At 64.0% G+C, this 25,044-nt stretch carries 24 protein-coding genes and 1 tRNA gene; 14 read left to right on the top strand and 11 right to left on the bottom strand.

Features of this window, described 5'->3' with window-relative positions; translation table 11 throughout:
• Positions 1-8 precede the first annotated feature (8 nt).
• The 6 genes from ACX5I4_RS04335 to ACX5I4_RS04360 form a co-directional block, all read right to left on the bottom strand.
• Positions 9-941: a GGDEF domain-containing response regulator gene (locus ACX5I4_RS04335; protein WP_461835575.1), complete on the bottom strand. Its 933-nt coding sequence runs from the start codon at positions 939-941 to the stop codon at positions 9-11.
• On the bottom strand, positions 938-4,252 hold the full coding sequence (locus ACX5I4_RS04340) for a hybrid sensor histidine kinase/response regulator (RefSeq protein ID WP_461835576.1): 3,315 nt from the start codon (positions 4,250-4,252) through the stop codon (positions 938-940). Before ACX5I4_RS04340 ends, ACX5I4_RS04335 begins: the two co-directional genes overlap by 4 nt.
• A complete protein-coding gene (locus ACX5I4_RS04345) occupies positions 4,249-6,276 on the bottom strand; it encodes a glycosyltransferase family 2 protein (protein ID WP_461835577.1) in 2,028 nt (675 codons plus the stop codon). Before ACX5I4_RS04345 ends, ACX5I4_RS04340 begins: the two co-directional genes overlap by 4 nt.
• A gap of 146 nt (positions 6,277-6,422) precedes the next feature.
• Positions 6,423-6,839: an NUDIX hydrolase gene (locus ACX5I4_RS04350; RefSeq protein ID WP_461835578.1), complete on the bottom strand. Its 417-nt coding sequence runs from the start codon at positions 6,837-6,839 to the stop codon at positions 6,423-6,425.
• Positions 6,836-7,261 carry a DUF6314 family protein gene (locus ACX5I4_RS04355; protein WP_461838643.1) on the bottom strand — a complete coding sequence of 142 codons (426 nt, stop codon included), beginning with the start codon at positions 7,259-7,261 and terminating at the stop codon, positions 6,836-6,838. The genes ACX5I4_RS04350 and ACX5I4_RS04355 overlap by 4 nt, the downstream gene beginning before the upstream one ends.
• Positions 7,262-7,292: 31 nt before the next feature.
• Positions 7,293-7,365: transfer RNA gene (locus ACX5I4_RS04360), tRNA-Arg, on the bottom strand.
• A 127-nt stretch (positions 7,366-7,492) separates the two neighbouring features.
• On the opposite strand from ACX5I4_RS04360, the gene ACX5I4_RS04365 reads away from it, so the two are divergent.
• The 4 genes from ACX5I4_RS04365 to ACX5I4_RS04380 all read left to right on the top strand — a co-directional run bounded on the left by ACX5I4_RS04365 (position 7,493) and on the right by ACX5I4_RS04380 (position 10,490).
• Positions 7,493-8,257, top strand: a complete 765-nt coding sequence (locus tag ACX5I4_RS04365; RefSeq protein WP_461835579.1) for a hypothetical protein — start codon at positions 7,493-7,495, stop codon at positions 8,255-8,257.
• Between the two features lie 277 nt (positions 8,258-8,534).
• Complete coding sequence (locus ACX5I4_RS04370) at positions 8,535-8,981, top strand: DUF7793 family protein (RefSeq protein ID WP_461835580.1); 447 nt, start codon at positions 8,535-8,537, stop codon at positions 8,979-8,981.
• On the top strand, positions 8,971-9,330 hold the full coding sequence (locus tag ACX5I4_RS04375; protein WP_461835581.1) for a HAMP domain-containing protein: 360 nt from the start codon (positions 8,971-8,973) through the stop codon (positions 9,328-9,330). The genes ACX5I4_RS04370 and ACX5I4_RS04375 overlap by 11 nt, the downstream gene beginning before the upstream one ends.
• Positions 9,312-10,490 (top strand): putative bifunctional diguanylate cyclase/phosphodiesterase, encoded by a 1,179-nt coding sequence (locus ACX5I4_RS04380; RefSeq protein WP_461835582.1) that lies wholly within the window; start codon positions 9,312-9,314, stop codon positions 10,488-10,490. Before ACX5I4_RS04375 ends, ACX5I4_RS04380 begins: the two co-directional genes overlap by 19 nt.
• A gap of 85 nt (positions 10,491-10,575) precedes the next feature.
• On the opposite strand, the gene ACX5I4_RS04385 is transcribed toward ACX5I4_RS04380, so the two are convergent.
• Positions 10,576-10,941: a hypothetical protein gene (locus ACX5I4_RS04385; RefSeq protein ID WP_461835583.1), complete on the bottom strand. Its 366-nt coding sequence runs from the start codon at positions 10,939-10,941 to the stop codon at positions 10,576-10,578.
• A gap of 170 nt (positions 10,942-11,111) precedes the next feature.
• Here ACX5I4_RS04385 and ACX5I4_RS04390 point away from each other — a divergent pair, with 170 nt between their 5' ends.
• Positions 11,112-12,161: a hypothetical protein gene (locus ACX5I4_RS04390; protein ID WP_461835584.1), complete on the top strand. Its 1,050-nt coding sequence runs from the start codon at positions 11,112-11,114 to the stop codon at positions 12,159-12,161.
• A 60-nt stretch (positions 12,162-12,221) separates the two neighbouring features.
• Positions 12,222-13,010 carry a DUF998 domain-containing protein gene (locus tag ACX5I4_RS04395; RefSeq protein WP_461835585.1) on the top strand — a complete coding sequence of 263 codons (789 nt, stop codon included), beginning with the start codon at positions 12,222-12,224 and terminating at the stop codon, positions 13,008-13,010.
• On the opposite strand, the gene ACX5I4_RS04400 is transcribed toward ACX5I4_RS04395, so the two are convergent.
• A complete protein-coding gene (locus tag ACX5I4_RS04400; protein ID WP_461835586.1) occupies positions 12,979-13,605 on the bottom strand; it encodes a hypothetical protein in 627 nt (208 codons plus the stop codon). The genes ACX5I4_RS04395 and ACX5I4_RS04400 overlap by 32 nt on opposite strands.
• A gap of 33 nt (positions 13,606-13,638) precedes the next feature.
• Between ACX5I4_RS04400 and ACX5I4_RS04405 the strand changes: the two genes are divergently transcribed.
• The 8 genes from ACX5I4_RS04405 to wsfD all read left to right on the top strand — a co-directional run bounded on the left by ACX5I4_RS04405 (position 13,639) and on the right by wsfD (position 21,955).
• Positions 13,639-14,481, top strand: a complete 843-nt coding sequence (locus tag ACX5I4_RS04405; RefSeq protein WP_461835587.1) for an inositol monophosphatase family protein — start codon at positions 13,639-13,641, stop codon at positions 14,479-14,481.
• Positions 14,482-14,652: 171 nt separating this feature from the next.
• Entirely contained in the window at positions 14,653-15,801 is a 1,149-nt protein-coding gene (gene wecB, locus ACX5I4_RS04410) for a non-hydrolyzing UDP-N-acetylglucosamine 2-epimerase (protein ID WP_461835588.1), read from the top strand.
• Positions 15,802-15,930: 129 nt separating this feature from the next.
• The gene (locus ACX5I4_RS04415) at positions 15,931-17,217 is read left to right on the top strand and encodes a PVV-CTERM domain-containing choice-of-anchor G protein (RefSeq protein WP_461835589.1); all 1,287 of its coding nucleotides are present in this window, start codon (positions 15,931-15,933) and stop codon (positions 17,215-17,217) included.
• Positions 17,218-17,258: 41 nt separating this feature from the next.
• Positions 17,259-17,444: a hypothetical protein gene (locus ACX5I4_RS04420; protein WP_461835590.1), complete on the top strand. Its 186-nt coding sequence runs from the start codon at positions 17,259-17,261 to the stop codon at positions 17,442-17,444.
• Positions 17,445-17,538: 94 nt separating this feature from the next.
• Complete coding sequence (locus tag ACX5I4_RS04425; RefSeq protein ID WP_461835591.1) at positions 17,539-18,900, top strand: glycosyltransferase family 2 protein; 1,362 nt, start codon at positions 17,539-17,541, stop codon at positions 18,898-18,900.
• Complete coding sequence (gene xrtS / locus ACX5I4_RS04430) at positions 18,900-19,469, top strand: exosortase S (protein ID WP_461835592.1); 570 nt, start codon at positions 18,900-18,902, stop codon at positions 19,467-19,469. The genes ACX5I4_RS04425 and xrtS overlap by 1 nt, the downstream gene beginning before the upstream one ends.
• Positions 19,459-20,307, top strand: a complete 849-nt coding sequence (locus ACX5I4_RS04435) for a septum formation family protein (protein WP_461835593.1) — start codon at positions 19,459-19,461, stop codon at positions 20,305-20,307. The genes xrtS and ACX5I4_RS04435 overlap by 11 nt, the downstream gene beginning before the upstream one ends.
• A complete protein-coding gene (gene wsfD / locus ACX5I4_RS04440; RefSeq protein ID WP_461835594.1) occupies positions 20,300-21,955 on the top strand; it encodes a glycan biosynthesis hexose transferase WsfD in 1,656 nt (551 codons plus the stop codon). Before ACX5I4_RS04435 ends, wsfD begins: the two co-directional genes overlap by 8 nt.
• Here wsfD and ACX5I4_RS04445 read toward each other — a convergent pair.
• Genes ACX5I4_RS04445 through ACX5I4_RS04455 form a run of 3 tightly spaced genes read right to left on the bottom strand, consistent with a single transcriptional unit; the run spans position 21,952 to position 25,042 of the window.
• A complete protein-coding gene (locus ACX5I4_RS04445) occupies positions 21,952-22,677 on the bottom strand; it encodes a sigma factor-like helix-turn-helix DNA-binding protein (RefSeq protein ID WP_461835595.1) in 726 nt (241 codons plus the stop codon). The genes wsfD and ACX5I4_RS04445 overlap by 4 nt on opposite strands.
• On the bottom strand, positions 22,674-23,813 hold the full coding sequence (locus ACX5I4_RS04450) for a hypothetical protein (protein ID WP_461835596.1): 1,140 nt from the start codon (positions 23,811-23,813) through the stop codon (positions 22,674-22,676). The genes ACX5I4_RS04445 and ACX5I4_RS04450 overlap by 4 nt, the downstream gene beginning before the upstream one ends.
• Before the next feature lie 44 nt (positions 23,814-23,857).
• Positions 23,858-25,042 carry a sensor histidine kinase gene (locus ACX5I4_RS04455; RefSeq protein WP_461835597.1) on the bottom strand — a complete coding sequence of 395 codons (1,185 nt, stop codon included), beginning with the start codon at positions 25,040-25,042 and terminating at the stop codon, positions 23,858-23,860.
• Positions 25,043-25,044: the final 2 nt, after the last annotated feature.

Here is a 25,044-nt window from a genome sequence, read left to right on the forward strand (position 1 = left end):
CCGCTGCTTCAGCTTTGGGTGTGCTGCCGAACTTCCGGCGCGACTTCCACGCGGTTTCTGCCGGCAGACTTGGCTGCGTAGAGGGCCATGTCGGCCTCCTTGAGGAGCCGTTCGCTGCTGACCCGGTGGTCGGGCACGTAGGCCGAGACTCCGGCGCTCATCGTAAGGGTCCCCGAGGGATTCCCGGAATGCTCAATGCCGAGGCCGTGCACTGCCGCAAGTGCACGCTCCAGCCTCGTTTCTGCCCCGGACACAGTCTGACCCGGCAGCAGGAAAAGGAATTCCTCCCCGCCGAACCGGTAAATTCCATCGCTTTGGCGCCCTTGGCCGGCGAGGGAAGCCGCGACGGCCTGCAGGGCCAAGTCACCTGCTTGGTGGCCATAGATGTCGTTGTAACTCTTGAAATTGTCGACATCGCAGATGGCCAGGCTGTAATCCGTCCCGTAGCGCGCGCATTTGTGGTGCAGCTGCTCCAGGTCTTCCGAGAGCTTCAGCCGGTTATGGAGTTTCGTCAAGGGATCGGTCCGGGCTTGCTCCGCGAGCGCAGCACGGTAGCGCGCAAGGTCCGTGTGCAGCGAAGTGACCCTTTGTGCCACCAGGAGGCGGGTATGCAGGGTGAAGGGATCAAGTGGCTTGGCAACGTAGTCGTCCGCACCGGCCTTCATCCCGGCGACAACGTCCTCGCGTGAGTCCTTCGAGGTGACAAGGACAAGATAGGTGTAGGAATCTTCTTCCGCGGAGCGGATGGCCCTGCAGAGGTCGAGTCCGTCGAGTCCGGGCATCATCAGGTCAGTCACGACCACCTGCGGGCGGTGTTGCTTATACAGCTCCCAGGCAGAGCTACCGTCCGCGGCCACGATGCACTCGTGGCCGGACTGCTCCACTGCGGCCTTCGCCACCAGACGCGAACCGAAGTCGTCGTCCGCGACCAGCACCTTCATGGGGCCACCGCCAAGGCGTGGTCCAGCGCCTTGTCAACAAGGGCCAGTTCGGCTTCCAGGCTGGCGAGGAGGGCGCGATCAACAGGCGCTCCGTCTGCAGAGCTATGTTCCATCTCCTCGCACATCCGGGCCGCGCGGGCGGCCCCAATGTTGGCTGCTGAGCCTTTCAATTTGTGGGCTACCTGTCTGAAAGCGTCTCCGCCTCCGTTGTCCAGAGCCTGGCGGAGCGCCTCCAGGCTCGGTTGAATGTCTTGCCGAAAGGCCCGTGCCGCGGCAGGCAGCAACCCCAGCCCGTCCGCTGGGCCGAGGTCGCGCAACGTTTCCAGCCTTGCGGGGTCGAGCGCGGGTTCGGTGCTTTCCTTCGCTGCCTCGGGAATCCACCGTGCGAGAACCTGGTCCAATTTGTCCATGTCCACCGGTTTGGTGAGATAGTCGTCCATGCCGGCGGCAAGGCACCGGTCACGGTCCTCATCCAGGGCCCCTGCAGTCATGGCAATGACGGGGAGCCTGCGCTGGCCATTTTGCCGTTCCCGGATGGCTTTGGTGGCCTCGAATCCGTCCATGACGGGCATATGGCAGTCCATGAGGACCGCTGCGTAGTTGGTCGCACTAGTGGCGGCGACTGCCTCGCTTCCGTCAGCGACGACGTCGGCCTCGTACCCTAACTTTGCAACCATGCTCCGGGCCACGAGCTGATTCACCTCGTTGTCCTCCACGATCAAGATCAGGCCGCGTGAGGGCTGGCTGATGCTCACGGGGACCGCGGGAGAAACGCTGGGCGCACCGACTGGATGGGTCGCTACGAGGCGCATGAGCCGATCGTAGAATTCGGAGCTGCGCACGGGCTTCGTGAGCCACTCCTGGACCCCGGCCGCCACGAGTTCGGCTTTGTCCACGTTCATGGTGGACGTCAGCATGATGATCCGGGTGGATTCCAGCGCGACGTCGGTACTCAGTTTGTGGGCCAGCTCCAGCCCGTTCATGGAGGGCATGCACATATCGAGCACCGCGATGTCGAAGGGACGTCCGGCGGCGGCCTCCTCGCGGCAACGGTCGAGGCCCTGTTGGGCGGTGCTCACAGCCTCCGGTTTCATCCGCCAGCCAGCCAGCTGCCCCTCGAGCACCAGGCGATTGGTCGCGTTGTCATCCACCACCAGCACCCGGAGTCCCGTCAGTTGATCGGGAGAGATCGACGGCGGAGATGCGGCAGGACCTGCCACTCCCAACGGAAGGGTGGCCCAGAAGGTGCTGCCGTTTCCCAGGGAGCTGTCCACCCCGATCTCGCCACCCATCACCTCTGTGAGCCTCCGCGAGATCGCCAGTCCCAAGCCGGTTCCGCCATACCGCCGGGTGGTGGAGGCGTCGGCCTGCGAGAACGACTCGAAGAGCCTGACATGATCGGCTGCCTCGATCCCGATCCCGGTGTCACGGACTTCGAAGCGTACTCGAACGTTTGCGGCGTCCTGGTCCACGACTTTCACGCTGATGACGACTTCCCCGGAAGGAGTGAACTTCACGGCATTTGACGCCAGGTTGAGGAGAATCTGCCTGATGCGGCCGGCGTCGCCAATGAGCATCGCCGGAACCTCCGGCCGGCAGTACGCGATGAGCTCCAGGCCCTTGGCCTGGGCGGCTTCCGCCAAGAGGGCAGCGAGCTCCTCCACCAGGGTGCGTGGATTGAAGGGTGCGGGGTCCAGGTCGACCTTGCCCGCTTCGAGTTTCGAGAAGTCCAGGATGTCGTTGATCAGGGTCAGCAAGGCTTCGCCCGCCCCTTTGACGCCCTCGGCATATTGACGCTGGGTTTCTTCCAAGGGGGTGTCCAGCAGCAGGCCGGTCAATCCGATCACGCCGTTCATGGGTGTCCGGATTTCATGGCTCATCGTCGCCAGGAATTCCGACTTCAAGCGGCTGGCTTCCTCGGCGGCTTCCCTGGCGTTCTCCAACTCCGCCTGCGCGATCCTGCGTTCAGTGATGTCCTGGGCTATCGTGGCGACTCCGTGGATGCCGCCGGTACCGCGGATCGGGGACATCGTCAGCGAGACCGGAACCATCGAACCGTCTAGGCGGACCCGTGCTGTCTCGAAGCTGTGCGTTTCCCCGCCCGCCCTGATGGCGGCCAGGAGGCCTTCTTCCTCGTCCCGGAGATGCTCCGGAATGAGGAAGGAAACATGCCGCCCAATGGCCTCGGCCGCGCTGTACCCGTAAATCCGTTCGGCCCCGGGATTCCAGCTGGTGATGATCCCGTCCAGGGTCTTACCCACGATGGCATCAGCCGAGGAATTGACGATCGCGCCCAGGCCTTCGAGCTCCGCCGTGCGTTGGGCGACCTTGGATTCGAGATCCCGGGTCAGGCTGATGTTCTCCAGGATCATGAGGATCTGGCGCGTGACGGCCAGTGCCAGCGCGGTGAGGCCCACGGATTGGAGGAAGGGGTCGCCGGGGCGCCCAGTGCGTATCGGCGCCACCATGACCGCACCGAAGATCGCGATGTAAGGGAGCAGTTCCAAGGCCAGGGTGTAGAGGCGCCGGTCCGTCCGGCGGCGGGCCGAATAGGGAACCATCGGGGCGAGGGCGATCAGCAGGAACGCAGCGATCCAACCGGCTGCCAGTGGCGTTCCGGTGAGTCCGGTAACGCCATCAAAGGTCAGCTTCACATAGGTGCTGTCGGTGAACGCCAGAACGAGGAGTCCACCGCCCAAACAGACCCACCTGAGTCGCTCCCCGGGCGCCCTCCGCATGGTGAGCATGAGGACGATGGAGACCATTACGATATCGGCAATCGGATAAGCAAGGCCCGTGAGATGGACGAGAATGTCCTGCCCTTCGGCCTTGTACATGGATCCGAGCACGGTGGCCCAGCTCATGAACAGAACCGCGGAGGCGATCACCGCCGCATCCAAGAGTCCGCGGAGGAAAGCGACACGGGAAACCCTGGGGCGCGGGAACAAATAGAGGGCGATTGCAGCCGGGATCGAGTAGCCGACAAAGGCAGCATCGGCTACCGACGGGTAGGGGTAGTTATGGTCCAGCGTGAGCCCATAAAAGGTCCAGATGGCTTGACCGATGGTCCAGACGAGTGTCGCAAGAGCCATGACCCACCACGCGCGGGAGCTTTCGTCCTTGCGCTGCGCGGCCCGCGCGCAACTCGCCGAGGCACCCAGCGCGGCCGCCAGGATAGTGAGATCCCCGACGGACTGCGCCGCCGACGTACCTTGGTTTGCGCCGAGGACAAGAGCCAGGGTGACTACCGCCGCCCCGGTGGCAAGCACTATCCAGGCAAGGGCGGGCTTTCGAATCCGGTACCCGTTCATGCCGACTCGCGGGTTGCGATGGCGGGAACACCTGCGGGAAAACCGGGCAGCACGTTATCGGGGGTGTGGAACAGCCAGAGTGCGAGGCTTCGGTAGGCCTTCCAGTCGCCCTCGCGGACCCGGAGCGACGCCGTGCGGCCTTTCCTTGACGTGGACCAGACCCGAACCATATCCAGGGCAATCGGTTCTGCCCCAGGCAGGGCCAGATGAACGCGGCCGGCCTCCGGCAATGCGTCGGCCTCCACTCGAACGGCGGCACCGCCCATGGAGATGTCGAGCAGCTCGCCTGCGACCCCCTCAACAGTGACGGGCACGTTGATGGTGACCCTGTGGGCGCTCCTTCGCGACGTGGCGAATTCGGCGGCTCGGATCCGGAGCGTTCCCAGCACCAGGACTACTCCGGCCAATACCAGCCAGACGCCGGCGGCAATCGTGGAGCCGGGACTTGTCCGCCAGGGCACCCATCCCAGGACTCCCGCGGTTGCGTAGAGAATGATCGAGCCCACGATGAAGATCAACACAAGAAGGATCCGCGGGGCACGCCCGCGGAGTCGCAGTTCCGCAGCGCCTTTGGGAGTGACTTGAAACTCCAAGGTCTTGCGCGAGACGAGCCACCAGAGGCAAGCCATGCCAACCGGGACCCGGAAGATCCGGAGTGCGAACGCCGTCGGCCAATGGATCTGGTGGCGCATGAGTCTTTTGGCGCCCCACAAACGAATCCAGAACATTGCCCCGAAGGCAAGGGTGAACTCCACGGGGCCGGCGGTAGAGGTCTGGGCTCCGGAGATCATCACCGCCATCGGAATAACGAACGCAACCAGAGTGGCAATGCCTTCCAGCCACCATAAGGTTCCGTTGATGTATTCATGGAAGTTCCGCCAGGTCATCCAGCTCTTGGCGGCCCACAGGCGTTCGTAAGTCAGGATCTGCATTGCGCCCATGCCCCAACGGCGTCGTTGCAGCAGGTACTGATCGGCCGTTGCCGGGGCCAGGCCCACTGCCAGGGTTTGGTGGTGGTACACGGTCTTCCACCCGATCCGGATGAGTTTGAGGGTGGTGTGCATGTCCTCGGTGATGGTTTCGGTGGCTACGCCGCCTACCTCACGGAGCGCCTTGACCCGGAGCAATGAAGTTGATCCGCACCAGAACGGCCCCGCACCGGGAACGTTTCGTGAGGGCATGAGGACGTTGAAGAACAACCCTTGCTCGCCGGAGATTCCGTCGTCGTCGAAGGCCCCTGAGTTATAGAACGCCTGTGGACCTTGGATGAGGGCGATTTCCTCGTCGGCGAACCAGCCCAAGGTGGCCGTCAGGAATGTAGGCAGGGGTACGTGGTCGCAGTCCAGCACGGCAATGATGTCTATTGGGTCTTTGCCCGCGGCTTCCTCCGCGGCCATCAGATCCAGTGCGTGGTTCATATTGCCCGCTTTGGCATGGTCGTGCTCGGCGCGGGTTACAAAGCGCGCGCCGAAGGATGCACACATCTCTTCAACCCATGGGCGGGATCCGTCATCCAACACCCACGTCTCGTGGCTCGGTTGAAGGGCGCACGCAGCGGCGATAGTGGGGGCAAGGACCTCCACCGGTTCGTTGTACGTGGGGATCAACACCGCGACCCTCATGCCGTTGGGCGGTTCGACAACCGGCTCGGGCGCATGGCAGTCGATGTTCCACAGCGTGATGGACTTCAGGACGAGCCCCACAAGCGGGAGGGCCTCAAACGTCACCAGCGTCCAAGCAATGGCGTGGTCCCAGCCTCCAAGCGGCATGGTGAACGCGATCCGCCAGGTCAGGTAGAGCAACAAAGCCGCGATCGACGCTATCCCGCCGGTCCTCGCCATTCTGCGGGAACGCGGAGCTTCCGGCGCGGGAGAACCCAGTTGCGCCGCCCAAGCGGCGATTCCCGCAGCCGAATAGGCCCTGACCTCGCGCGGAGTGTCACGGACTTGCGTCCGTTCTCCACTGACTTCTTCAGCGGCGCGCTCATGTTCAGCAGCGCGACGGCGCTGGACTATAGATTGCATGCGATCCCCCAGCTGGACCTGACAATGCAGCCTGTATCAAGTTAAAACAAACTGTGCGACCACTATAGCCAGTTCCCGCTGGATTTTCATGGGAAAACCGTGACGTTTAGGCCGTGTTGTGGGCGGATTTACCTCGCGTGCGAAGCCTACTTTCCCGTAAGCATCGGCAAGACATGGTCGGTCAGGAGCGGGGCCAGATCGTCCGGAAGCTCAACCGTGAGGTCTAGCCAGCGGATCTCTGCGATTTCGGCCGAGGGATGGGCGTCCCAAGTGCCCGGGGCGGTGAAAACGGTGGCCTCGATCTCGGTGGCGGCCTCATTGGCGGCGACGGCGAGCCAGCTGCCCAAAGGCTGCAGGTCCGCAGGGTCGATGGCGATTCCGACTTCCTCGGCCAGCTCACGGGATGCCGCCTCGGCCGCCGTTTCGCCGGGTTCCGGTTTGCCTCCCGGATGCATGAATTTCTCCGTGCCGCGCTTTCGCACTGTCAACATCCGCCCGGCGTCGTCGTAAACGCAGACCGCGCTGACCACGATCAGATCCTTGGCTGGGCCGTCTTGGGTCATTGTTCCCTCCTCAACTGCGATTCCAGCAGCAGATCCTTGGCAGGTCCATGGACGTCCCAGGCATAGCCAAAGGCATCGGGTCCGCCCCAGAGGTAGTTGACTTTGTAGTCATCAGGATCGCACCAGTGCCGGTCTTCATTGGCATGGCTGCTGAAGCTCATGCGGTGGAAGGGTTTGCCATCAGGGAAGTAGACGTCCATCGCGGCGGGCGAGTCCGAGGGCCGCAGGAGGTATTCGCGGAAGGCCGGGCCTGTGTGGGTGGGCCAGCTCAAGGTGCCGTCTTCGCGGAGTAGGAGCCCGCCGTCGGGCTTTTCTGAATAGCGCACGACGCCGGTGAACGCACCGCGGGTGCCGCTCGCCCTGTCCAACAGGGACCGTTCCACGGTCCAGCTGCCCAGCAGGTAGGCCCGCAGGTCTTGCATCGGAGACGATGTGCGTGGCTGGTCTTTCAAGTGCCCTCGATTGGAATCGAACCAACGACACCGGCTTTAGGAGAGCCGTGCTCTATCCACTGAGCTACGAGGGCTTGTGCGCCTTCCGGAAGCTCCTGGGAGCCGCTGGCCGGGCACGCATACAAGCATACAAGCTGCCGGGGCGGCCCTCGAACACCGACAGCCCGGCACCTCCTCACGTGTGCGGCTAGGCTGGCCCGCATGAGAGATCAGACGACGGCGCCGGCCGCCCCCGGCGACTACCTGCCGGACCTGGCCTCGACCCGATCAATCATTGGCGGCTGGTCGCAGTTGAGCGTCGTGCAGTATTTCGCGGCCGAATCGGCGGTGATCGAAGCCTGGCACGGGCCCGAGGCTTACGATCGCCGGGCCGGTTTCATCAGCGACCTTGGCGCGATCAACTGCGGGACCTACGAGAACCGTGACGTCTGTTCGCCGCTACATTTGCTCATGAATGCGTCCTTTGTGGTGCAGGGCCTTGGAATGCTGTTCGGGGCACTGCTGCTCAGCACCCCTCTCCTGTGCATTGCGGCCCGTCCCGGCGTGCGGATCCAACAAGGCGCCGCGTATCGCAACGCGTGGACGTCCGCCGTCGCGGTCCGCGTTTTGACAGGCATCTCCGGGCTGGGAACTGTCATTGTCGGATTCGTGCCGGAGGACCTCAGGTCTCCCTTGCATCTTGTTGGTGCTCTCATGTTCTTCATCGGGGGAGCATTCGCCCTGTTGCTCCTCGGGCGGCTTTGGCTGCCACATACGCCCATGAGTTGGTTCATTCTGCTGTGTGGAACCGTGTCGCTGGGCGCCCTCGTGGTGGGTGGTCTAACCCGGATGGATGTCCCCGAACCCGGAACCTTGGAACGCCTGATGGCCTATCCGATTACCATCGGATTTTGTGCCGCGGGGCTGGTGGTGGCGCAGCGGGTCCGGGAAGTGCGACGGACGGCGGCGCGGTTTGCAGGACGCTGAGTTTTCAGGGGTAGCCTCATGTCAGTGAGAGGGGCAGTCTGTGCATTATCATGAGTGCACTCACCGGAATGGCGCCGGGCTGAGGATTCCACGCAGCTTGGCGCTGACTAGATTGATCGACACGGCAGAACATAGGACCCATGACTCATCAGCTTGTTCTGCGTCGTACGGGACACGCAGGCTTCATATTCCCCATAAAGGCAACGTCCTACCTTTCGGTGTGTGCCTTTCGGGAGCTTCGCGGGCCGATCGCCCGACGGCGGCAGGCCACACAGCGATGAGCGCCCAGACACTACCGGCCCAGGAATCCCGGCTTCCTGATGATGTGCTGCATGCCTCTTCGGCATCGGTCCTCGCCGCTGGGGAACAGATCACGGTCGACTTGTCGGAGGACGGCATCGTTGAGGTCACCCTGCCACCCAACACGGTGGTCCGCTCGCCGGAAGCCCATGCTGCCGCGGCAGCCGTCCGAGCTTTTGCGGATGGACGGAGGCTGCCGCTGCTGCTGACCGTGACCGGCGTGCTGTCAGTGACGAACGACGCGCGCTTGACCTACACGAATTCCGTGGCTGTTTCGGCGTGTGCCTTGCTGGGGGAGAGCCCCGTGGATCGGGTGATCGCGCATTACCTCCTGCGCGCAAGGTCGGACTCAGTTCCGGCGCGGTTCTTCACCTCCGAGGCGGAAGCCCGGGACTGGTTGAGAGAGCACCACCGTGAATCATGAGCCCCAGGATCCACGACTCCTTGCCCTCGTCGAAGGGGTAGTTCGGATTGCGGACGGCGACCTCAGCACGCGGATACCGGTCTCCGGCCCACGGGACGAGGTGGCTGCCGTCATCACCGGGATCAATCTCATGGCGGACGATCTTCAAGCGATCTACCAGGAACTCGAGGAACGCGTCGAAAGCCGCACCGCCATGCTGCGCGAGGCCCAAATCGAGCTTGAGAGGATGGCCCTCACTGATCCGCTGACCCAGTTGGCCAACCGTACGGCGCTCAACAGGGCACTGAGTCACGAGCTGGCGGAATCCGAACGGGGGAACTTCCACCCGCGTTGCTCGTCCTGGACCTGAACTCGTTCAAGGGCATCAACGACACCCTGGGGCACGGTGCCGGTGATACTGTCCTACAGGTCACCGCCAAGCGCTTGCTCGCGGCGGTCCGCGACGGCGACACGGTGGCCAGGCTCGGCGGGGACGAGTTCGCCGTCATGCTGCCCAAATCCAATGCGGCCCACGCGCGGGGAGTTGCCAAACGGATCCTCCGGGCAGTGGGCGAGAGCATCGAGATAGGCGAAGTCCGGATCATCTGCGGAAGCAGCATCGGGCTCACGGTTGGCGAACCCGGGCAGTCAGTGGACGATCTTGTGATGGAAGCCGATACAGCCATGTATGCGGCAAAGGCCGAGCAGCGGAGCACTGTCAGGGTCTTCGAGCCGGCATTGTTGTATGCGCGCCGACTCCAGGGCCTCATGATCTCGGAGCTGCGTGAAGCCATCCGGACAGATCAGCTGGTCCTCTATTTCCAGCCTGTTGTCGAGTTGGGCTCTGGCCGCATTGAAGGCGCGGAGGCGCTGGTGCGGTGGAACCACCCCGACAGGGGATTGCTGATGCCGGATGCGTTCATCCCGTTGGCCGAGGAAACCGGCATCATCATCGATCTCGGCTACTGGGTTCTTCGCCAAGCGATGCGGCAATTGCGCGAGTGGCAGGACGGCCCCGGCGTGGACGAAGACTTCAGCATGCGGGTCAATATTTCGACAACCGAACTTCAAAGCCTGGAATTGATTGAGCACGTGCGGGAAGTGCTTGCCGAAACCGGAGTGGAAGCATCCAGGCTGGTCATCGAACTTACGGAGTCGATGGCCGTGAACGGCAGCGACATCGACAAATACTCGCTGGCCGGCCTCCGGCGCCTGGGGATCCGCTTGGAGATCGACGATTTCGGTACCGGCTATTCCTCCATCAGCTACCTGCGCAACCTCCCCGTCAACGTGGTCAAGATTGACCGGTCCCTGATCCAAGGCCTGGGCACGGACGACAAGGAACGGGACTTTGTGGCGGCGGTTCTTCAGCTCATCCATGCATGTGGAATGCAGGCAGTCGCCGAGGGCATCGAAACGGCAGAGCAAGCCGCTGAGCTTTCCCGCCTGGGTTGTGCCAGTGGCCAGGGGTACTACTTCGGCCGACCCATGCCACCGGAGAAATTCGCGGAACTGCTGCGGGGTGCCTGAACGCCGCCTCATGGGAAAGGCCCGAGTCGCGCTTCTTGGCCAAATTGAAGGGCACCGGGCCTCGTCCGGTGCCCTTCAAGTATGGCTAGTTGGACGGGGTGGAGTTCGGCCACCAGCCAGTGGCCTGAGGCGAACCCTGAGTAGTGGAGTTCGGCCACCAGCCTGTGGCTTCTGCGGAGTCTTGGGCGAAGTGCGGCCACCAGCCTGTGGCTTCTGCGGAGTCCTGGGCGAAGTTCGGCCACCAGCCAGTGGCTTCTGCCGAGTTCTGGGCGAAGTTCGGCCACCAGCCTGTGGCTTCTGCGGAGTCCTGGGCGAAGTTCGGCCACCAGCCAGTGGCTATGGACGAGTCGTGTGAGGGATTCTCGCTGCTGGCGGAAACGGCTGCCGAGCCGGAAATTCCGGCAAGCAAGATTGCTGCGGCAGCGAGGAGAGCGGCGATGGTTCTTTTCATGCGGAAGCTCCTGATATAAGTTACTGATGCGACTGGAGTGAACGAAGTGAAGCATGCTCATTATAAGAGCAGCGACACGCCGTGTCATCAGTGTTCGTCCACACGGTGCAGAAACATGCTAAACGCTCGCCTGAATCATCGGCGGAGTGTCCCAGAGACATAATGGAGCTATGGGAGAAAAGAAGGTTGCGCCGTCGTACGCCGCCGCGGAACTGCAGGCGAGAGGGCACCGGGCCACCCACGACTTCGCCAAGGCTGCCGATGGTGCGCGCTCGGCTGCTGACATTGCCCTTGATGAGGGCGATTCCACCGGATGGTGGAACATGACTTTCCTTCAAGCAGAGAATCTTCTCGATGCAGGTGATTTCGCTGCGAGCACTGCGCTGGCGAGGTCCCTTTCCGAGGCATCGTTGGCTGCGGCTTCACCCCAACACCGGGCCCGGGCACTCATTTTGATGGCGAACTCCCTACGGGGTGAGGGGCTCCTGGAGATGGCCACCTCGGCTGCGGCGTCGGCAGTTGGAATGGTCGATGATGACGCCGACATGGAAATCGACGTCCATGCCAGGCAGGCACTGATTGCCGCATATGGCGAGTCCGGCAAGCTGGAGGAGGCCTGGGATGAGTGCTTGTCCCTCTCGGCAAGAATCTCCGATGAAATGGATGACCAGCTAGCCGGCAAAGCGTACTGGGTGATCGGCAATGTGGCCTTCCTTTGCGACAAGGTCGATGAAGGGCTCCACTACCATGAACTTGCAGCGGAAACCTTTTCCCCTTCCCGGAACCTTGATGTCTGGGCCAAATTCAACAAGGCATCGGCGGCTATGAGGCTAGCCGCTGAAGTGGCAGATGCCGCCACCCTGCGGTGCATTGAACGGGCGGAGCTTGCGACGGATGTGGTGGGCGGCAGCGAAGAGGAAATTCTCCTGCTTCGGCTCAACCGAGCGCATTGGAACTACCTCGCGGGCGACGCTGGCGCAGCAATAGAGTTGCTGGAAGAAATCAGGGGACGCGCTGACCAACTGCCTCCGCAGATGGCAGGCGAGGTCTACCTCCTGATGGCGCGTGCCCAAGCCGATACCGGGCGCAAGGAGTCGGCACAGGAAAGCCTGCTCGAAGCGGCTGACCGCTTCGACAAAGCGGGCGCCCACCAGCGTGCGCTCCAAGCGCGGGAGATGCTCGCCCCGGGAAGCGGTCCGGCACAGGAGCAACACCCCTGACCGCGGTCCCTTTCTTTCCCAGGTCTTCGTTCCCGCTCCACGGGCGGCTATTCTGGCGCTATGACGACGGCGGGCCCTCCGCGGGCCAGGGACCCTTTGTCCGAAGAACGTGGATTGCTGCCGGACGTCGCCGGAAGACGCGAGCTAATGGGGGCGTGGGCCTCCCTCAGCCTCATCCACTACTTCATTGTTGAAGCCGCAGCCATGGCCGCTTGGCAAGGCACTCCTGGCTACGATCGTCGCGCCCACGTCATCAGCGACCTCGGCGCAGCCAAGTGCGGGCCGTTCAACGGCTATGAGGTCTGTTCGCCACTGAACTGGCTCATGAACGCATCCTTCGTCCTGCAAGGCGTTGCCATGGTGCTTGGTGCCGTGCTGCTGAGCTCGGCGGTGTTGTCCGTGGCCGCGCAGCCGAAGCAGCGCTACATCCGTTCCGGTCCTGGAAAGGTGCCGTGGCTCGCTGCAGGTGCGGTGCGCGTACTGGTCCTAGTGGCCGGCATTGGCCAAACCATCGTGGGACTGGTCCCGGAGGACACGGCGCTGGCCTGGCACCTGACGGGAGCCGGGCTGTACTTCATTGCCGGACCGCTGGCACTGGCTTTGCTGGGAGTGGTGTGGCTGCGACGCACCACCATGTCCTGGATGGTGCTGCTTTTCGGTGTGGTGTCCCTAGGCGCAACGATTTTCGTCCTAGCTTCGGCGCTGCGCGTGGACGAGCCGGGCGCCATCGAACGAACCATGGCTTACCCGATCATCCTCGGGCTTTCGCTCGTCGGCCTTGTGGTGGCGCAGCGGGTGCACCGGGAACGGAGGATCGTCAGTCGCTCTTTGAACTCCGGCGCCCCATGAAGACAGCCGCGCCGCCGGCTAAAAGGCTCAGCAGGAAAAGCACCCAGCCCAAAACGGTGAGCGTGGACGCCAAAGCCACCTGTCCGGCGTCGGGCGTGGCAGATCCCAGCGCGGCGTCAACCGCCACGTTGCTCCACAAACGGACCACGGCGAACAGGAGGGGAGTGGCCCACAGGACCCAACGGAGTGCCTTGCCGGCCACATTGGTGCCAATCAGCAGAAGCCACGTGAAGCCGAAGATCAGAGGGAACAGGGTTCCGGCGGTCTTATGGATGTAGCTGAGCTGGCCGCGGGCGTCATCGGTCATAGCTTCGTGCAACTGATGAACGTAGTCGGTGGAGAATCCGCCCATGAGGGAATCGGGCATGGCCATGCCGCCCGACAGCTGGGTCATCTGGTTCAAGGTCAGGAGGTGCACGTACCAGAACAGGAAAAGGCTGGCCACGACCCCGGCAATCACTATGAGGCGACCGTTGCTCTGGGCCTTCCCGGGGGACCGCTGGGTGGTGGGATTGACCACCGCCGGCAAGTGGTGCTGCGGGACGGCAGCATTGGCGCCGTGCTTCTTGATGCGTTGGGCTGGGGTCTTGGCCATATGAATCATTATCCCGCCACATAAGCTGGACACATGACCACCGGCAGGCACTCCGCCACAGAACTTGATCCATCGCTCGACGACTACGAATTGGCTGCTGCCCTGGTCCGGGAAGCCGGGCAACTTGCCCTGCTGATGCGGATGGGCGGGCTGCAGGGAGAACGCAAGACCTCGGTTTCGGACGTGGTGACCGCCGCAGACCATGCGGCCGAGGCGTACGTCCTTGAGCAACTGCGCCGCTGCCGCCCCGACGACGGCATCCTTGGCGAAGAGGGAAGCTCGGTAGCAGGAACCAGCGGCCGCACGTGGGTGATCGATCCCGTGGACGGTACCTACAATTTCCTGCACGGCTCCACGTATTGGTGCTCTGCGATCGCCTTGAAGCACGAGCGGCCGGCATCTCATGGTGTCGCATCCGATCCCGACGTCATCCTCGGCGCCATCTACCAGCCGGAACTGGACAAGCTCTGGATCGGCGGGGAAGGGCACCCCGCAACCCTCAACGGCGAACGGATCTCCGGACCATCCGGGGCCGCCCTCAGCGAGCTCGGCGCCGCCACCTACATCCACCCCACCTGGCTCGCCGATCCCCGCGCCGCCATGCCGTGGCACGCGGCGGCCGTGTCCGCGGCCTCGCTGCGCATGTTCGGGTCCGGCTCCTGCGATCTCGGCCGGGTGGCCGACGGCGAACTGGGCTGCTGGTTCCAACACAGCTGCCCGGAGTGGGACTGGCTCCCCGGCAAGGCGATCGTCCGCGCGGCAGGCGGGGACACCGGCGTCGTGCGCGTCAACGGCCTGGATTGGTTCATTGCGGGAGGCCCGACGGCGGTCCGCGAGCTGCGCGCGGCGCTCACCTCGGTGCCGCAATTCGCCTGAGCATGCGCTCCCCTTGGTGCTAAGGGTGGACATAGCGCAGTTATGTCCAGTGGTTCAAGCAAGGAGGGGGGCATGTCCCTCGGGGTGGATTGACCCTATTGGGGAGTACCCCGGGCAGCGCGCTGGGCGTTTGCTAGTCTCCGGACGGCAGCTCAAGCCCAGGGGGAAAATTTGGATACCCGTACCGTCCTGCTCATTTACGGCACCCGTCCGGAGGCCATCAAAATGGCGCCGCTGGTCCATGCCTTGGGTGCAACCGGCCGTTACAAGGCGCCAGTAGCAGTGACTGGGCAGCACCGGGAAATGCTGGACCAGGTCAACGCGCTCTTCGGCGTCCATCCGGAGCATGACCTGAATATCATTCAGCCCCGCCAGACCCTTGCCGGGATCACGGAAAAGACCCTGCAAGGAGTCACGAAGGTCCTTCACGATGTCAGGCCGGATGCGGTAGTAGTCCAGGGAGACACCACCAGCGCAATGGCTGCGGGGCTGGCGGCGTTCTACCAGGGAATTCCGGTGGTCCACCTTGAGGCCGGACTGCGCAGCGGCAACCTGAATTCACATTTTCCAGAGGAAGCGAACCGCCGCTTGCTCGGGCAAATCAGCACACTGCATCTTGCGCCTACCTCCACAGGCAGGGACAACTTGCTGTCCGAAGGCATTCGGTCGGAGAACATCGCAGTGACCGGTAACACGGTCATCGACGCGCTGCTGGGAACTGTCAAGAGGGACGTCGAGTTCGCAGAACCCGCCCTCCGGAAGATCACGGATTCAGGCCGCAAGATCCTGTTGGTGACCCTTCACCGGCGCGAGAATCTGGGCCAGGCCATGGTGGGCGTCGGCAGGGCGCTCGCGCGGGTCGCGGCCAGGTGCCCAGAGGTGGAAATCGTCCTTCCCCTGCACCGGAATCCAGCTGTGCGGGAGGCGGTCCTGCCGGAAGTCGCAGGCGTCCCGAACATCACCATCACGGAGCCCCTCGGTTACGTTCATTTCACCAAGCTCTTGAGTCTGTGCCACGTGGTGCTGACGGACTCGGGAGGGGTCCAGGAGGAGGCTCCTGCCCTCGGAAAACCGGTCTTGGTGATGCGGGACAACACCGAACGCCCCGAAGCCGTGGCCGCGGGCACAGCGCGGCTTATCGGAACCAACGAGCAAACGATCGTCGACTCCGTCATTGCACTGATCCGTGACGAAGCGCTGTATTCGGCTATGGCCACGGCGGTTAATCCCTATGGCGACGGAGGAGCTGCCGACCGTGCCGTAGCGGCCATCGACTCCATGCTGGGGATGGGCGAGCGACGCCCTGACTTCGTGGCTTAACCCATTCGGGCACCTTGCACGGACGCCTCCCGCAAGCCTTGTTAACTTTCACGTTGGGGGGAGTGCATCCTCCCAGGTTTCAGTTGCAGCACTCCTAGCGTGACTGCAACTCTCACAAGGGGGCAATACTTGAATACCAGACACAGGACATGGTCTGCCGCAGTTGGCGTCAGCGCCGTCACGGCGCTGGCTCTCGGCTTGGTGGCGGCACCCGCAGCTACCGCAGCACCGACCGATCTTATTTCGTCAGGCAGCGGACAAATCATCGACGGCAGCGTCCTCGCGATCCCGAACTTTGCCAGCCTGGCATCAAATGGCGCAGCAACGGCGCAGCAGATCGGCACACCGCCGTCCGGCCCGGCGGTCATTGAAAACAGCACTCCGTTGGACCTTTCCGCCGTCTTCGGCGTCGTGAACGTCGGTTCGGGCAATGTTCCGCTACTGCAGAACAACGGCATCATCACCGTAGGCGCGGCCAGCCAGTACGGTAAGGCCGTCAATGACGGATCCTCAGCGGCATTCTCCGGCACCGTTTCCGGCGCACCCGGACTCGTCACCCTGCCTGGCGGCCTTCCGACGTCGGGAAGCACCGGAATCCCGGCTGCCGAGGTCAAACTGGGCACCGCCAACATCCTTGGCGGCGCGGACCTCGTCAACGTCGATCTCAAGATCACCACGCTGGCCGCGGCCGCCAAGAAGGACCAGGGCGCGGCCGCCGTCGGCGAATCAGCCGTTGCCGGCGTTTCCGCCGATCTGGGCGGAACGGTCATTGGCGGCGTTGCCGGCACGGTTGGCACCGCCATCAACACCGCCAACCTCGTGCTGACTCCCTTGGGCGTCACCGTCGCGAACCCTCTTGCAGGCGGCACCATCTCCATCACCGAAGCAGACCTCCTGGCTGTTGCCGGTGTGCCCAGCGTGAACGCCCTGCCTCCTGGAACGGACCTCATTTCGTTCCTGCCGCAGGCGGTTGCCAACAAGATCACCAGCCTGGTCAACTCCACGCTGGCTACCGCGACCACGGCAGTCAACGCTCTCGGACCGATCGCGCAGATTACTGCCGGTCCCGCGCTGGCCATCCTGACCACCGCCCTGAACGGCGTGGTCTCGGGAGTGACCGGAACCATCGTGACCCCGCTGTCCAACGCCTTGACCGCCTTGGTCTCGGCCAAGGTCAACATCAAGGAAAGCAGCGGAGGCGTCTTCACGCAGCGTGCCCTGCAGGTAGGCGTGGCCGGCGGCAGCATCGCCACGGTCAACCTGGCCAATGCAGTTGTGGGTCCGAACCTGGATGCGGCCGCCATCCCGGTGGTCAACAAGGACACCCTGGCCATCAGCGGTGCTGCGGCACTGCTCGCGCTTGTTGCCTGGTTGTTCTTCCGTGCACGCCGTCGGACCGCCGTTGTGGCCGCCTGATTGCCACAGCAACAGTCAAGAACAACGGAAGGAATTCCCACATGTACGGACATAGCTGGACGACAGGGGGAGCGGTGGCAGGCGGCGGAACGTTGGCCCTCACCGGCGCACCGGCCCTCGGCTGGGCCATCCTTCTGGGCGTCGCGTTGCTGGTGACCGGTTTCGTGGTCTTGCGCAACAGCAGGCTCAAGACCGCGAAGCGGACTGCCGGCCGCAAGCACTCCTAGCTACGGCAACCGCGGGGCGGCCCCACACCAGGGGCCGCCCCGCTTCACCATTTCTTGAAACGGCCCAGACAGCCGCAAGCACCATCGGGGAGATATGTCAGTACTCGAGTCCGCCCAAGCTTTGGCGTTCGTGCTGTTGGTGGTGTTCCTCGCCTACATCAGCGTGATCCTGGTTCCGTTCCTACGCCGAAAGCCGGACCCAGAGGGCGCACCCGGCAGCTTCGCCTGGCACGTGTTTATTCCGTGCCGGGACGAGGAAACGGTCATCGGACATACCCTCGCGAAGTTACGGGGACAATTTCCTGAAGCCCACGTCTGGGTGGTGGACGATGCGAGTGACGACAACACAGCCCGGATCGTGCAGGATGCATCGGAAGCGGATCCGTTGATCCACCTGGTGCGGCGCTTCCGCCCCATGGCCCGCACGGGCAAGGGCGATGCCCTGAACGCCGCGTACCGGGCCCTCGACGCGTGGCTGCCGTCTGGAACGGACCGTGCCTCGGTGATCGTCTTAGTGCTCGACGCCGACGGGCTGATGGCGGGGAACGCGTTCCGGCAGGCGGCCGGACCACTTGCTTTCGGTGATCCTGAAGTAGGGGCCGCGCAGACCGCCGTCTGGATGTCCAATGTGGATGACCCGTCACTGAAGACGGCCACCGGGCTGGCTCGCGTGAAGCAAGGATTCGCCCGGTACCTCATCCTCATGCAGGACATGGAGTTCCGCACCACCATCGCTGCCATGCAGTCCCTCCGGCGCCACACCCTGACCGTTGGCCTGGGCGGCAACGGCCAGTTCACCCGGCTTTCGGCCCTCGACACCATTGCAAGGACCTCCGGGCAGCCGTGGCATGGCGCCCTCTTGGAGGACTACGAGCTGGCGATCCACGTGATGCTGAGCGGCTACAGGACCGTGTACATGCATGACACCCATGTGGCCCAGGAAGCACTCCCGGGGCTCCGCCGCCTGATAACCCAAAGGACGCGTTGGTGCCACGGAGGGATGCAGTGCAGCAGCTACCTCGGGCGGATTTTCGATTCTCCATACTTCAGCAACATCGGAGCCATCGAGTCGAGCTATTTCCTGGTCCAACCGTTCATCCAGATGCTGGGCTTGGTTTTGTGGCCCACGCTGTTCGTCAGCATGGTTGCCCAAGGCTCCCTCACGATGGGCGGCTTCCAAGCCTGGCTGGCCGCGTCCTGGTTCATCATCCCGCTCATCATTGTCACGGGCATCGCGCCCTTCGCCTTGTGGGGTCCCGTCTACCGCCGGCAGGCAGCCCCTGGCAAGAGCTGGGCGTGGGGAATCCTATGCGGAGTGGGCTACTGGCTCTACATGTATCAGAACTACGTCTCCGTGCTGAGGGCAACATATCGCCTGGTCACGGGACGCCACGGCTGGGCGAAAACCCGCCGCAACAATGAGAACGACGCCCAGTTGCTAGCGAAGGAAGCCTAGTGTCCACGAGTGCCGATTACTCCGCAGGGATCCCGCGGGGTCCACGTTCCGCAAGGCTCCAGACGGGCCAGGGCGGGCTTCTGCCCGGCGTGGCATGTTTGGCGGCGGCCGTCCTGGCCATGCTGCAGCAGGAGCACATCCGTAGTTTCGAAGCTTGGGCCATGGCCTGGGTGTTTGACCGGGTGCTAGGCGGCTCTTCTTACAGCGTTCGCGACATCATCTTCCACAACATCGGGAACGGACACCCGTTCGCTTTGATGGTGACCGGGCTGTGCTCCAGCGCGGTGCTGATAGCCCCCATCCTTGCCTTGTCCGGCGTTCTGTTCCTCATGGGCCGGATCGCGGTGCCACGATTGGCGCGGGCAGCCGCTGCTGCGTTGCTGATTGTGGTTTTCAGCAACGGCTTGAGGTACTCCATGATTGCCGGCGCACAGCAGGCTTGGGGCGAGCAAGGGTTCAGCATCATGCACCATTTCCTCGGCTCGTTTGTGGTGATCATCGGCTTTGTGGCGGCCATCATCGTCCTGGTCCGCGCAGGCAAGACCAGCCGGGGGCGGCGTGCCGCGTAGCTTGGCGGAGTGGGGGCGGCTTTCGGCATCGGCATTGCTGCTCGCCGGGCTCCTGAGCGGATGCAACCAGACCCTGCCCGGAGCATCCACCGCCAACCCGGCAGTGGACGAATGCCACCTGATCGTGTCCCCCGAGCAGTTCGACGCCGTCAGCGAGCCCAGCCCGCCGGTTGCCTGTGGGGATGCCCACACGGCCCAGACATTCAAGATCACGCAGGTACCGGCCCCCTTGGCAGGGCGGGGAACAAGGCCCGGGCAACAGGAGCTCAAGGGGCTGACCAACCGGCTGTGCGACGTTGCTTCGCTCCGGAAATACCTGGCCGCGGGTGAACGCGACGGTACAACGGGCCTGGCCATCGCCGCGTACGCCCCAAGCCGTGACGATTGGGAGCGCGGCGCCCGGGCTGTTCGTTGTGACGTACTCCTGGCTGCGAAAGATGGCACCCCACGGGCCACCACCCTGAGTGTGAAGGGCATCCTGGCCGGCCCGGACTCGGCCGCATTGCGCCTATGCTATCGCCAGGAACCCGCAAGCAGCGGGCTGAGCGACGACGGCGTCGATGTTCCCTGCACGGAGCCCCACACAGCGGAGGACATCAGTGCGTGGTTCATCCTGGATGGAAGCGTGGCCACTCCGGCCGCGCGAAACGCGCGGTGCCTTCCCTATGCCTTGCAGTTCCTCGGCGTGGACGTGATCCCCGCCGGAATCACGCTGCGTCCGATCCTCCGGACGGTCGACAACGCGCGCACGGTCAGGTGCGCCGTCGCGCCCGTGCAGTCCAATCCAAGCACCATCACCGGCACGCTCGCGCCGGCGGGAGGGCCGAAACGTGGTTGAAGCCAGGCCGGATGTCCCAGAAACCCGCACGCCAACAACGTTCGCCCCGGAACCGGTCCGCCGGAAAAGCGGGACTGTTGAGGCGCTCCGCTCCGCTGCCGCCTATCTGGCCAGGATGTTCGGCCCCGGTGAGCTGAGGCACGGTGAGCTGGGGCCCGGTGAGCTGGGGTCACGCGGCGTTCGCGCGGTCGCCGCGTTGTCCGGCACGGTTGCTGCCCTCGCGATGATCCTCCGCTTGTTCCTGCCCCAGCCCGTTGGCATGGCTGACCAAGGATCCGGCCACCAGCTGGTTTGTTCACTGGGCCTTCGGAACATCAGGCCGTGGGGCTACCAGGACTTCACCCGGTTCATCCATCCAGGCTGGGTGCCGCAACAGTACTACGGCGAGGGTTGCGGCTTCACGGGATCCGGAGAGCCCGTCTATTCATCACAATTGCTGCTCTTGTGGCTCGGCAAGTGGCTCACGCCGTTGCTTGGCTGGGGACCGGGCCTGGACACGCGAGCCGTGGGGATTATCTGCTGCGTTGTTTTCGGCGCCCTCATCGCCGGGCTCGTGGCGGTGTTGCCAGGGCGGACTCTTTTCCGGGTGCTGATCGCTGCGCTCGTCACCCTGGTCATGGCGGACGGGATCTTTGCGGATTTCTTCGTGTCGCCCTACAGCGAGCCCGCTGCGTTCCTCGGGGTACTTGCCCTGTCCGTGGCATTGCTGCACTACTGGAACGGCCGGGGACCGCGCTGGGCATCGGTGCTGATAGTGGTCTTCGCCGCCGCGTTCACAGTCTCGGCCAAACCGCAGATGGTGTCCTGGGTGCCGGTGGTTGCCCTCGCGCTCCTTTGGTTGCCGGCAGCCGCCGTCGGGCCAGCGCCGGCCGTCGGGCTAGCGCCGCCCGCGCGCCGTCGCCGTCGGTGGCAAGCGTTGGTGATGCCTGCGGCAGCCGTGATGGCCATCGCGGCGATTGCCCTGGCATTCCTCGCGATGCAACCCAAACGGGCTACGGAGGTAAACCTTTACAACACTGTCTTCGTGGGGATCCTCTCCAACAGTCCCGATCCCGCCGCGGACCTGGAGTGGCTGGGGCTGGACCGGAGTTTTCTGACGGCCGCGGGCAGCAGCATGGACTCCATCAATTCAGCGGTGTACAACTCCCGCTATCCGCAGTTCGGAGAAAAGATCAACCGTGGCACCATCGCCGCGTTCTTTGCCACGCACCCGGAACGACTGATCGGCCTGGGAGAGCAGGGGATCAGCGCGCTGCTCACGCCCGAGCTCAGCTACGCGGGATCATACATGGAGGATGCGGGCCAGGGACCGGGCGCCAAGGAGCGCAGGGTGCCGCTGGTCCTGGGCCTCTACACCGCAATGAAGGCGGCGCCTGTCGCGTTGGTGGGACTCCACCTCTTGACGCTGTTGCTGGGGTTCGCCGTCGCCGCTCGGAGGAAGTCGGGAATAGGACGCCTTGCCGTGGTGACGGTAATCGGCTGCTGGGCGCAGTTCTGGGTTGTCCTGCTGATGGAAGGGCAGCCGGAAATCCGGAGCCAGATGATTGTGGCCGGGTTCATGTCGGCATTGTGCGTTCCGCTTTTGCTCGCGTTGGTGAGCATCCTCGCGTCGACATCACGTCCGAAGCCGCAGCCGAACGTCGATTAGCGAAGCCAACCGTCTTTGCGAAGCTGGTCCTGGAGGCTGATGATGTTTCCCACGTTGAAGCCAGCGGCGGCATAGCGCTGACGGACCCGGTGCAGGTGGGACTTGACTGTCTGTTCGCTGATCCCCAAATGCTCCGCGACTTCCCTGGTGCCTCGAGGCGTGGGTCCAAGGTACAGCTCCACCAGCCGCCGCTCCCTGGCCGTCAGCTCTACCCTCGTAAGCGCAGCCGACTCAAGAATGCCCTCGATCTCCGGGTGCAGGTATCGGCGGCCGGATGCAGCGGCCCGGATCGCGGCGGCGGTGTGGCCAGGCTCCGCGGACTTGGGAACGATGGCCAGCGCACCGGCGTCGAGGGCTGAGGTGATGGCCGTCAAAGGCTGTTGGTCCACCAGCATGACCACCTGCATTCCCAACCCTCGCAGCGAGGTAACCACACCGGCAATAGTGCCGCCTTCGCCTCCGTGCAGTTCACCTACGACGGCGACATCCGCGCCCCTGGCTCCAGCGCCTCCCGGCGCCCCGCTCTCGAGGGGCCAAGCGGTGGCTCCGGCCAGCGCAGTAATCCCGGGAGCATTCAGGAGAAGCCATTGCGACAAGGAGTCGATCAAGAGCCGGTGGCGGTCGACGATGAGAACCCGGATGCCTGGAACCGGGCCAGTTGCGGGAACGGAGCCGGACTGTACCGAAGCCAACTCAACGGTGCTCAACTCAACGGTGCTCAACGTCGCCACCCTGCCGTGTCAACCACAATGCTGCAGCCTCCGCGGTCATTGCGCACTTCTGGACGGCCCAGCGAATCCAGTTCTGTCCACAACAATGGCGAGAGATGGTTCTTGTGAACTCCGCTGATGCGCCATGTCAGGCGCAACCTGTCCTGGCCGGCCTTCTCGGCGAAGAAGTGGAGGCGATGTGCCGACCTTTGTGGAGGGGAGCCGGGCCAGTGCGGGCGGCCTCGGTGCGTTCCACGTCGGTCCGTCCCACGCAAAGTGGCGCCCACAGCCATCAACATGGTCGCAGCCAGGATGGCCGGGCGCGAGCTTTCGGGCAGCTCTTCCACGACGTCCGCCGGCTGGGCAACAACCGCGCTGCTGCCCAGGCCCTCCAGTTCCAATGCCTCTGAGAGCCAGTTATCGGACCATTCCTCCAGTAACAGCTGGCGTAGATGACCCGCAAGCTCCCTCGCTTCCTTGGCCACTGCGGGGTCCAAGGGCACGGACGGAGCCTGGGCCACCTTGGCAAACAGTTCATCGATCTGGGCCTTGGTGCCCGCCAGTTCAAGCTCCCGTGCTGAAGTCTTGGCGTTGACGGCCGCCGTCAAAGCATCGAGCCGCTCACTCAGGCCTCCGGCCCCCTTCCGTTGAATGGCGTCCCGGCGGAGCAACACGCTCACCGTTCCGACGAAACCAGGAAGGAGCGACAGGAAGAGGATGATCCATGCCGCCCTCGGGTCGGCGCCAGGAGTGACAGCGTAGATGCCTGTGCTGATGGCTGCGGTCGCAACGGTGAGGGCGACGAATCCACGAAGGCTCCAAAGATGGGACACGAGAAGAACAGTCACAGCGGAGAAGAGCGTGCTCGCGCCGATCAGCGCGAGACCCGTACGGGGCGTGGTGGCCAAGGTTGCGCAGCAACTGGATCCAAGGATCAAGGCCAGCCAGGTGGCACGCAGATTGGCCAGCCGGTCCCGCCTGGTGGCGACATCGGATGCGTGTACGGCGACGAGGAGCCCCAACAAGTCCAGGCCGGCAGCAAGGATGTGCCAAGGGGCAGCGTCGCTCTTGTCGCCAGCCTCAAGCGCGAGATAGAAATTGAGGATCCACAGCACGAAGCAGGCTGTCGCCAAAATCCTCCGGGACACGAAAAGTGGTCCCCGCACGCTGCTCCGCGACATCGCCGGCACAGTCATGCGCCTACCGCTTCGAGCAGGATCGTGGTTCCTCGTCCAGGGGCGGAAAAGACCCTGGCACGGCCCCCGGCATCGCGCATCCGGGCGAGGACGGATTCTTTGACGCCCAAGCGGTCGGTGGAGAGCTTCGAAGGATCAAATCCACAACCGGAGTCGCTGACTACCACTGACACGTGGTCCGAATTCCGGGACAGAAGCACATCCACATGCGCTGCGCCGGCGTGCCTGTCCGCGTTCAGGATGCATTCGTCGACGGCGGCCAGCAAGGCAGCTTGGACAGGCGCGGCCAGCGGTCCAGTCACCCCGTGGATCTCGACGCTGAAGCCGTCCCGCGACCGCTTCTCCGCGATTCGCTGTAGCCGAACGGCGAGATCGCCATGTTCGGGAGCCTCGGAGGGCGACAAAGCGCCAACGTTGGCGCCGGTCCCACCGGGGGACGGAAACTCCCGCCGCGCGGCCATTCCCGCGGAGGTGCCGCCGTCGAGCATTTCCCTCAGTTCCTTCGAGGAGGCCCCGGCGCCTTGGCGGCCGATCACGGTGAGCGTGCGCAACGCGGTGTCGTGCAAGTGCCTCGCGTTCCAAGCCGCGGAACTGCGCCGGCTCTGTGCAACGATGTGGGCCGCCATCGAATCCTGGCGCACGGCGAAATCGCCCCAATACAGGGCCAGGGCGCGTGGTCCGCCAAGCCGCATTGCCAAGGTGATAGCCCACGCCGATGCCAGAATGAAAGCGCTCGCGGGACGGACACCTATGACCAAGGCGGAAGTGACGGTGTACCCGAGGACGAGCAGGAACGCCGAGGCTGTGAAGATCACCGAACGCCACGTCTTGCGCATCGAAAGGACGAGGACGGAACTCGCCGAGAGGACCAGGCTGTAAGGGAGGAAGGTAGGGTTGAGCTCGTCGCGCTGCTCTGAGGAGCCCAACAGTTCAGCGAGCAGGACCAGGCCGAGGAGAATCCCCAAGCGCTGTGGCCACGCGTCCGAATGGAACATCAGTGCAAAGCAAACGAGGAGCGCAGCCAAGACAAGGTAGGAGCCCACGAATTCCCAAGGCTGGAGCGGGTTGCTCGCCGCCATGAACAAGCTTGCGGCCGTGGCGATGCACAATCCCAGAATGGTGCCGAATCTCGACACCACCTCGGGCCGACGCGTACTCCAAACCCCTCGTTTTCTGCGCATGC

It is taken from the genome of Arthrobacter sp. MMS24-S77 (assembly GCF_054888235.1).

Bases quoted from the DNA above. Each gene is read 5' to 3' on its own strand.
- ACX5I4_RS04335 (WP_461835575.1), bottom strand. From the start codon at position 941: ATGAAGGTGCTGGTCGCGGACGACGACTTCGGTTCGCGTCTGGTGGCG.
- ACX5I4_RS04340 (WP_461835576.1), bottom strand. From the start codon at position 4,252: ATGAACGGGTACCGGATTCGAAAGCCCGCCCTTGCCTGGATAGTGCTT.
- ACX5I4_RS04345 (WP_461835577.1), bottom strand. From the start codon at position 6,276: ATGCAATCTATAGTCCAGCGCCGTCGCGCTGCTGAACATGAGCGCGCC.
- ACX5I4_RS04350 (WP_461835578.1), bottom strand. From the start codon at position 6,839: ATGACCCAAGACGGCCCAGCCAAGGATCTGATCGTGGTCAGCGCGGTC.
- ACX5I4_RS04355 (WP_461838643.1), bottom strand. From the start codon at position 7,261: ATGCAAGACCTGCGGGCCTACCTGCTGGGCAGCTGGACCGTGGAACGG.
- ACX5I4_RS04365 (WP_461835579.1), top strand. From the start codon at position 7,493: ATGAGAGATCAGACGACGGCGCCGGCCGCCCCCGGCGACTACCTGCCG.
- ACX5I4_RS04370 (WP_461835580.1), top strand. From the start codon at position 8,535: ATGAGCGCCCAGACACTACCGGCCCAGGAATCCCGGCTTCCTGATGAT.
- ACX5I4_RS04385 (WP_461835583.1), bottom strand. From the start codon at position 10,941: ATGAAAAGAACCATCGCCGCTCTCCTCGCTGCCGCAGCAATCTTGCTT.
- ACX5I4_RS04390 (WP_461835584.1), top strand. From the start codon at position 11,112: ATGGGAGAAAAGAAGGTTGCGCCGTCGTACGCCGCCGCGGAACTGCAG.
- ACX5I4_RS04395 (WP_461835585.1), top strand. From the start codon at position 12,222: ATGACGACGGCGGGCCCTCCGCGGGCCAGGGACCCTTTGTCCGAAGAA.
- ACX5I4_RS04400 (WP_461835586.1), bottom strand. From the start codon at position 13,605: ATGGCCAAGACCCCAGCCCAACGCATCAAGAAGCACGGCGCCAATGCT.
- ACX5I4_RS04405 (WP_461835587.1), top strand. From the start codon at position 13,639: ATGACCACCGGCAGGCACTCCGCCACAGAACTTGATCCATCGCTCGAC.
- ACX5I4_RS04420 (WP_461835590.1), top strand. From the start codon at position 17,259: ATGTACGGACATAGCTGGACGACAGGGGGAGCGGTGGCAGGCGGCGGA.
- ACX5I4_RS04425 (WP_461835591.1), top strand. From the start codon at position 17,539: ATGTCAGTACTCGAGTCCGCCCAAGCTTTGGCGTTCGTGCTGTTGGTG.
- ACX5I4_RS04455 (WP_461835597.1), bottom strand. From the start codon at position 25,042: ATGCGCAGAAAACGAGGGGTTTGGAGTACGCGTCGGCCCGAGGTGGTG.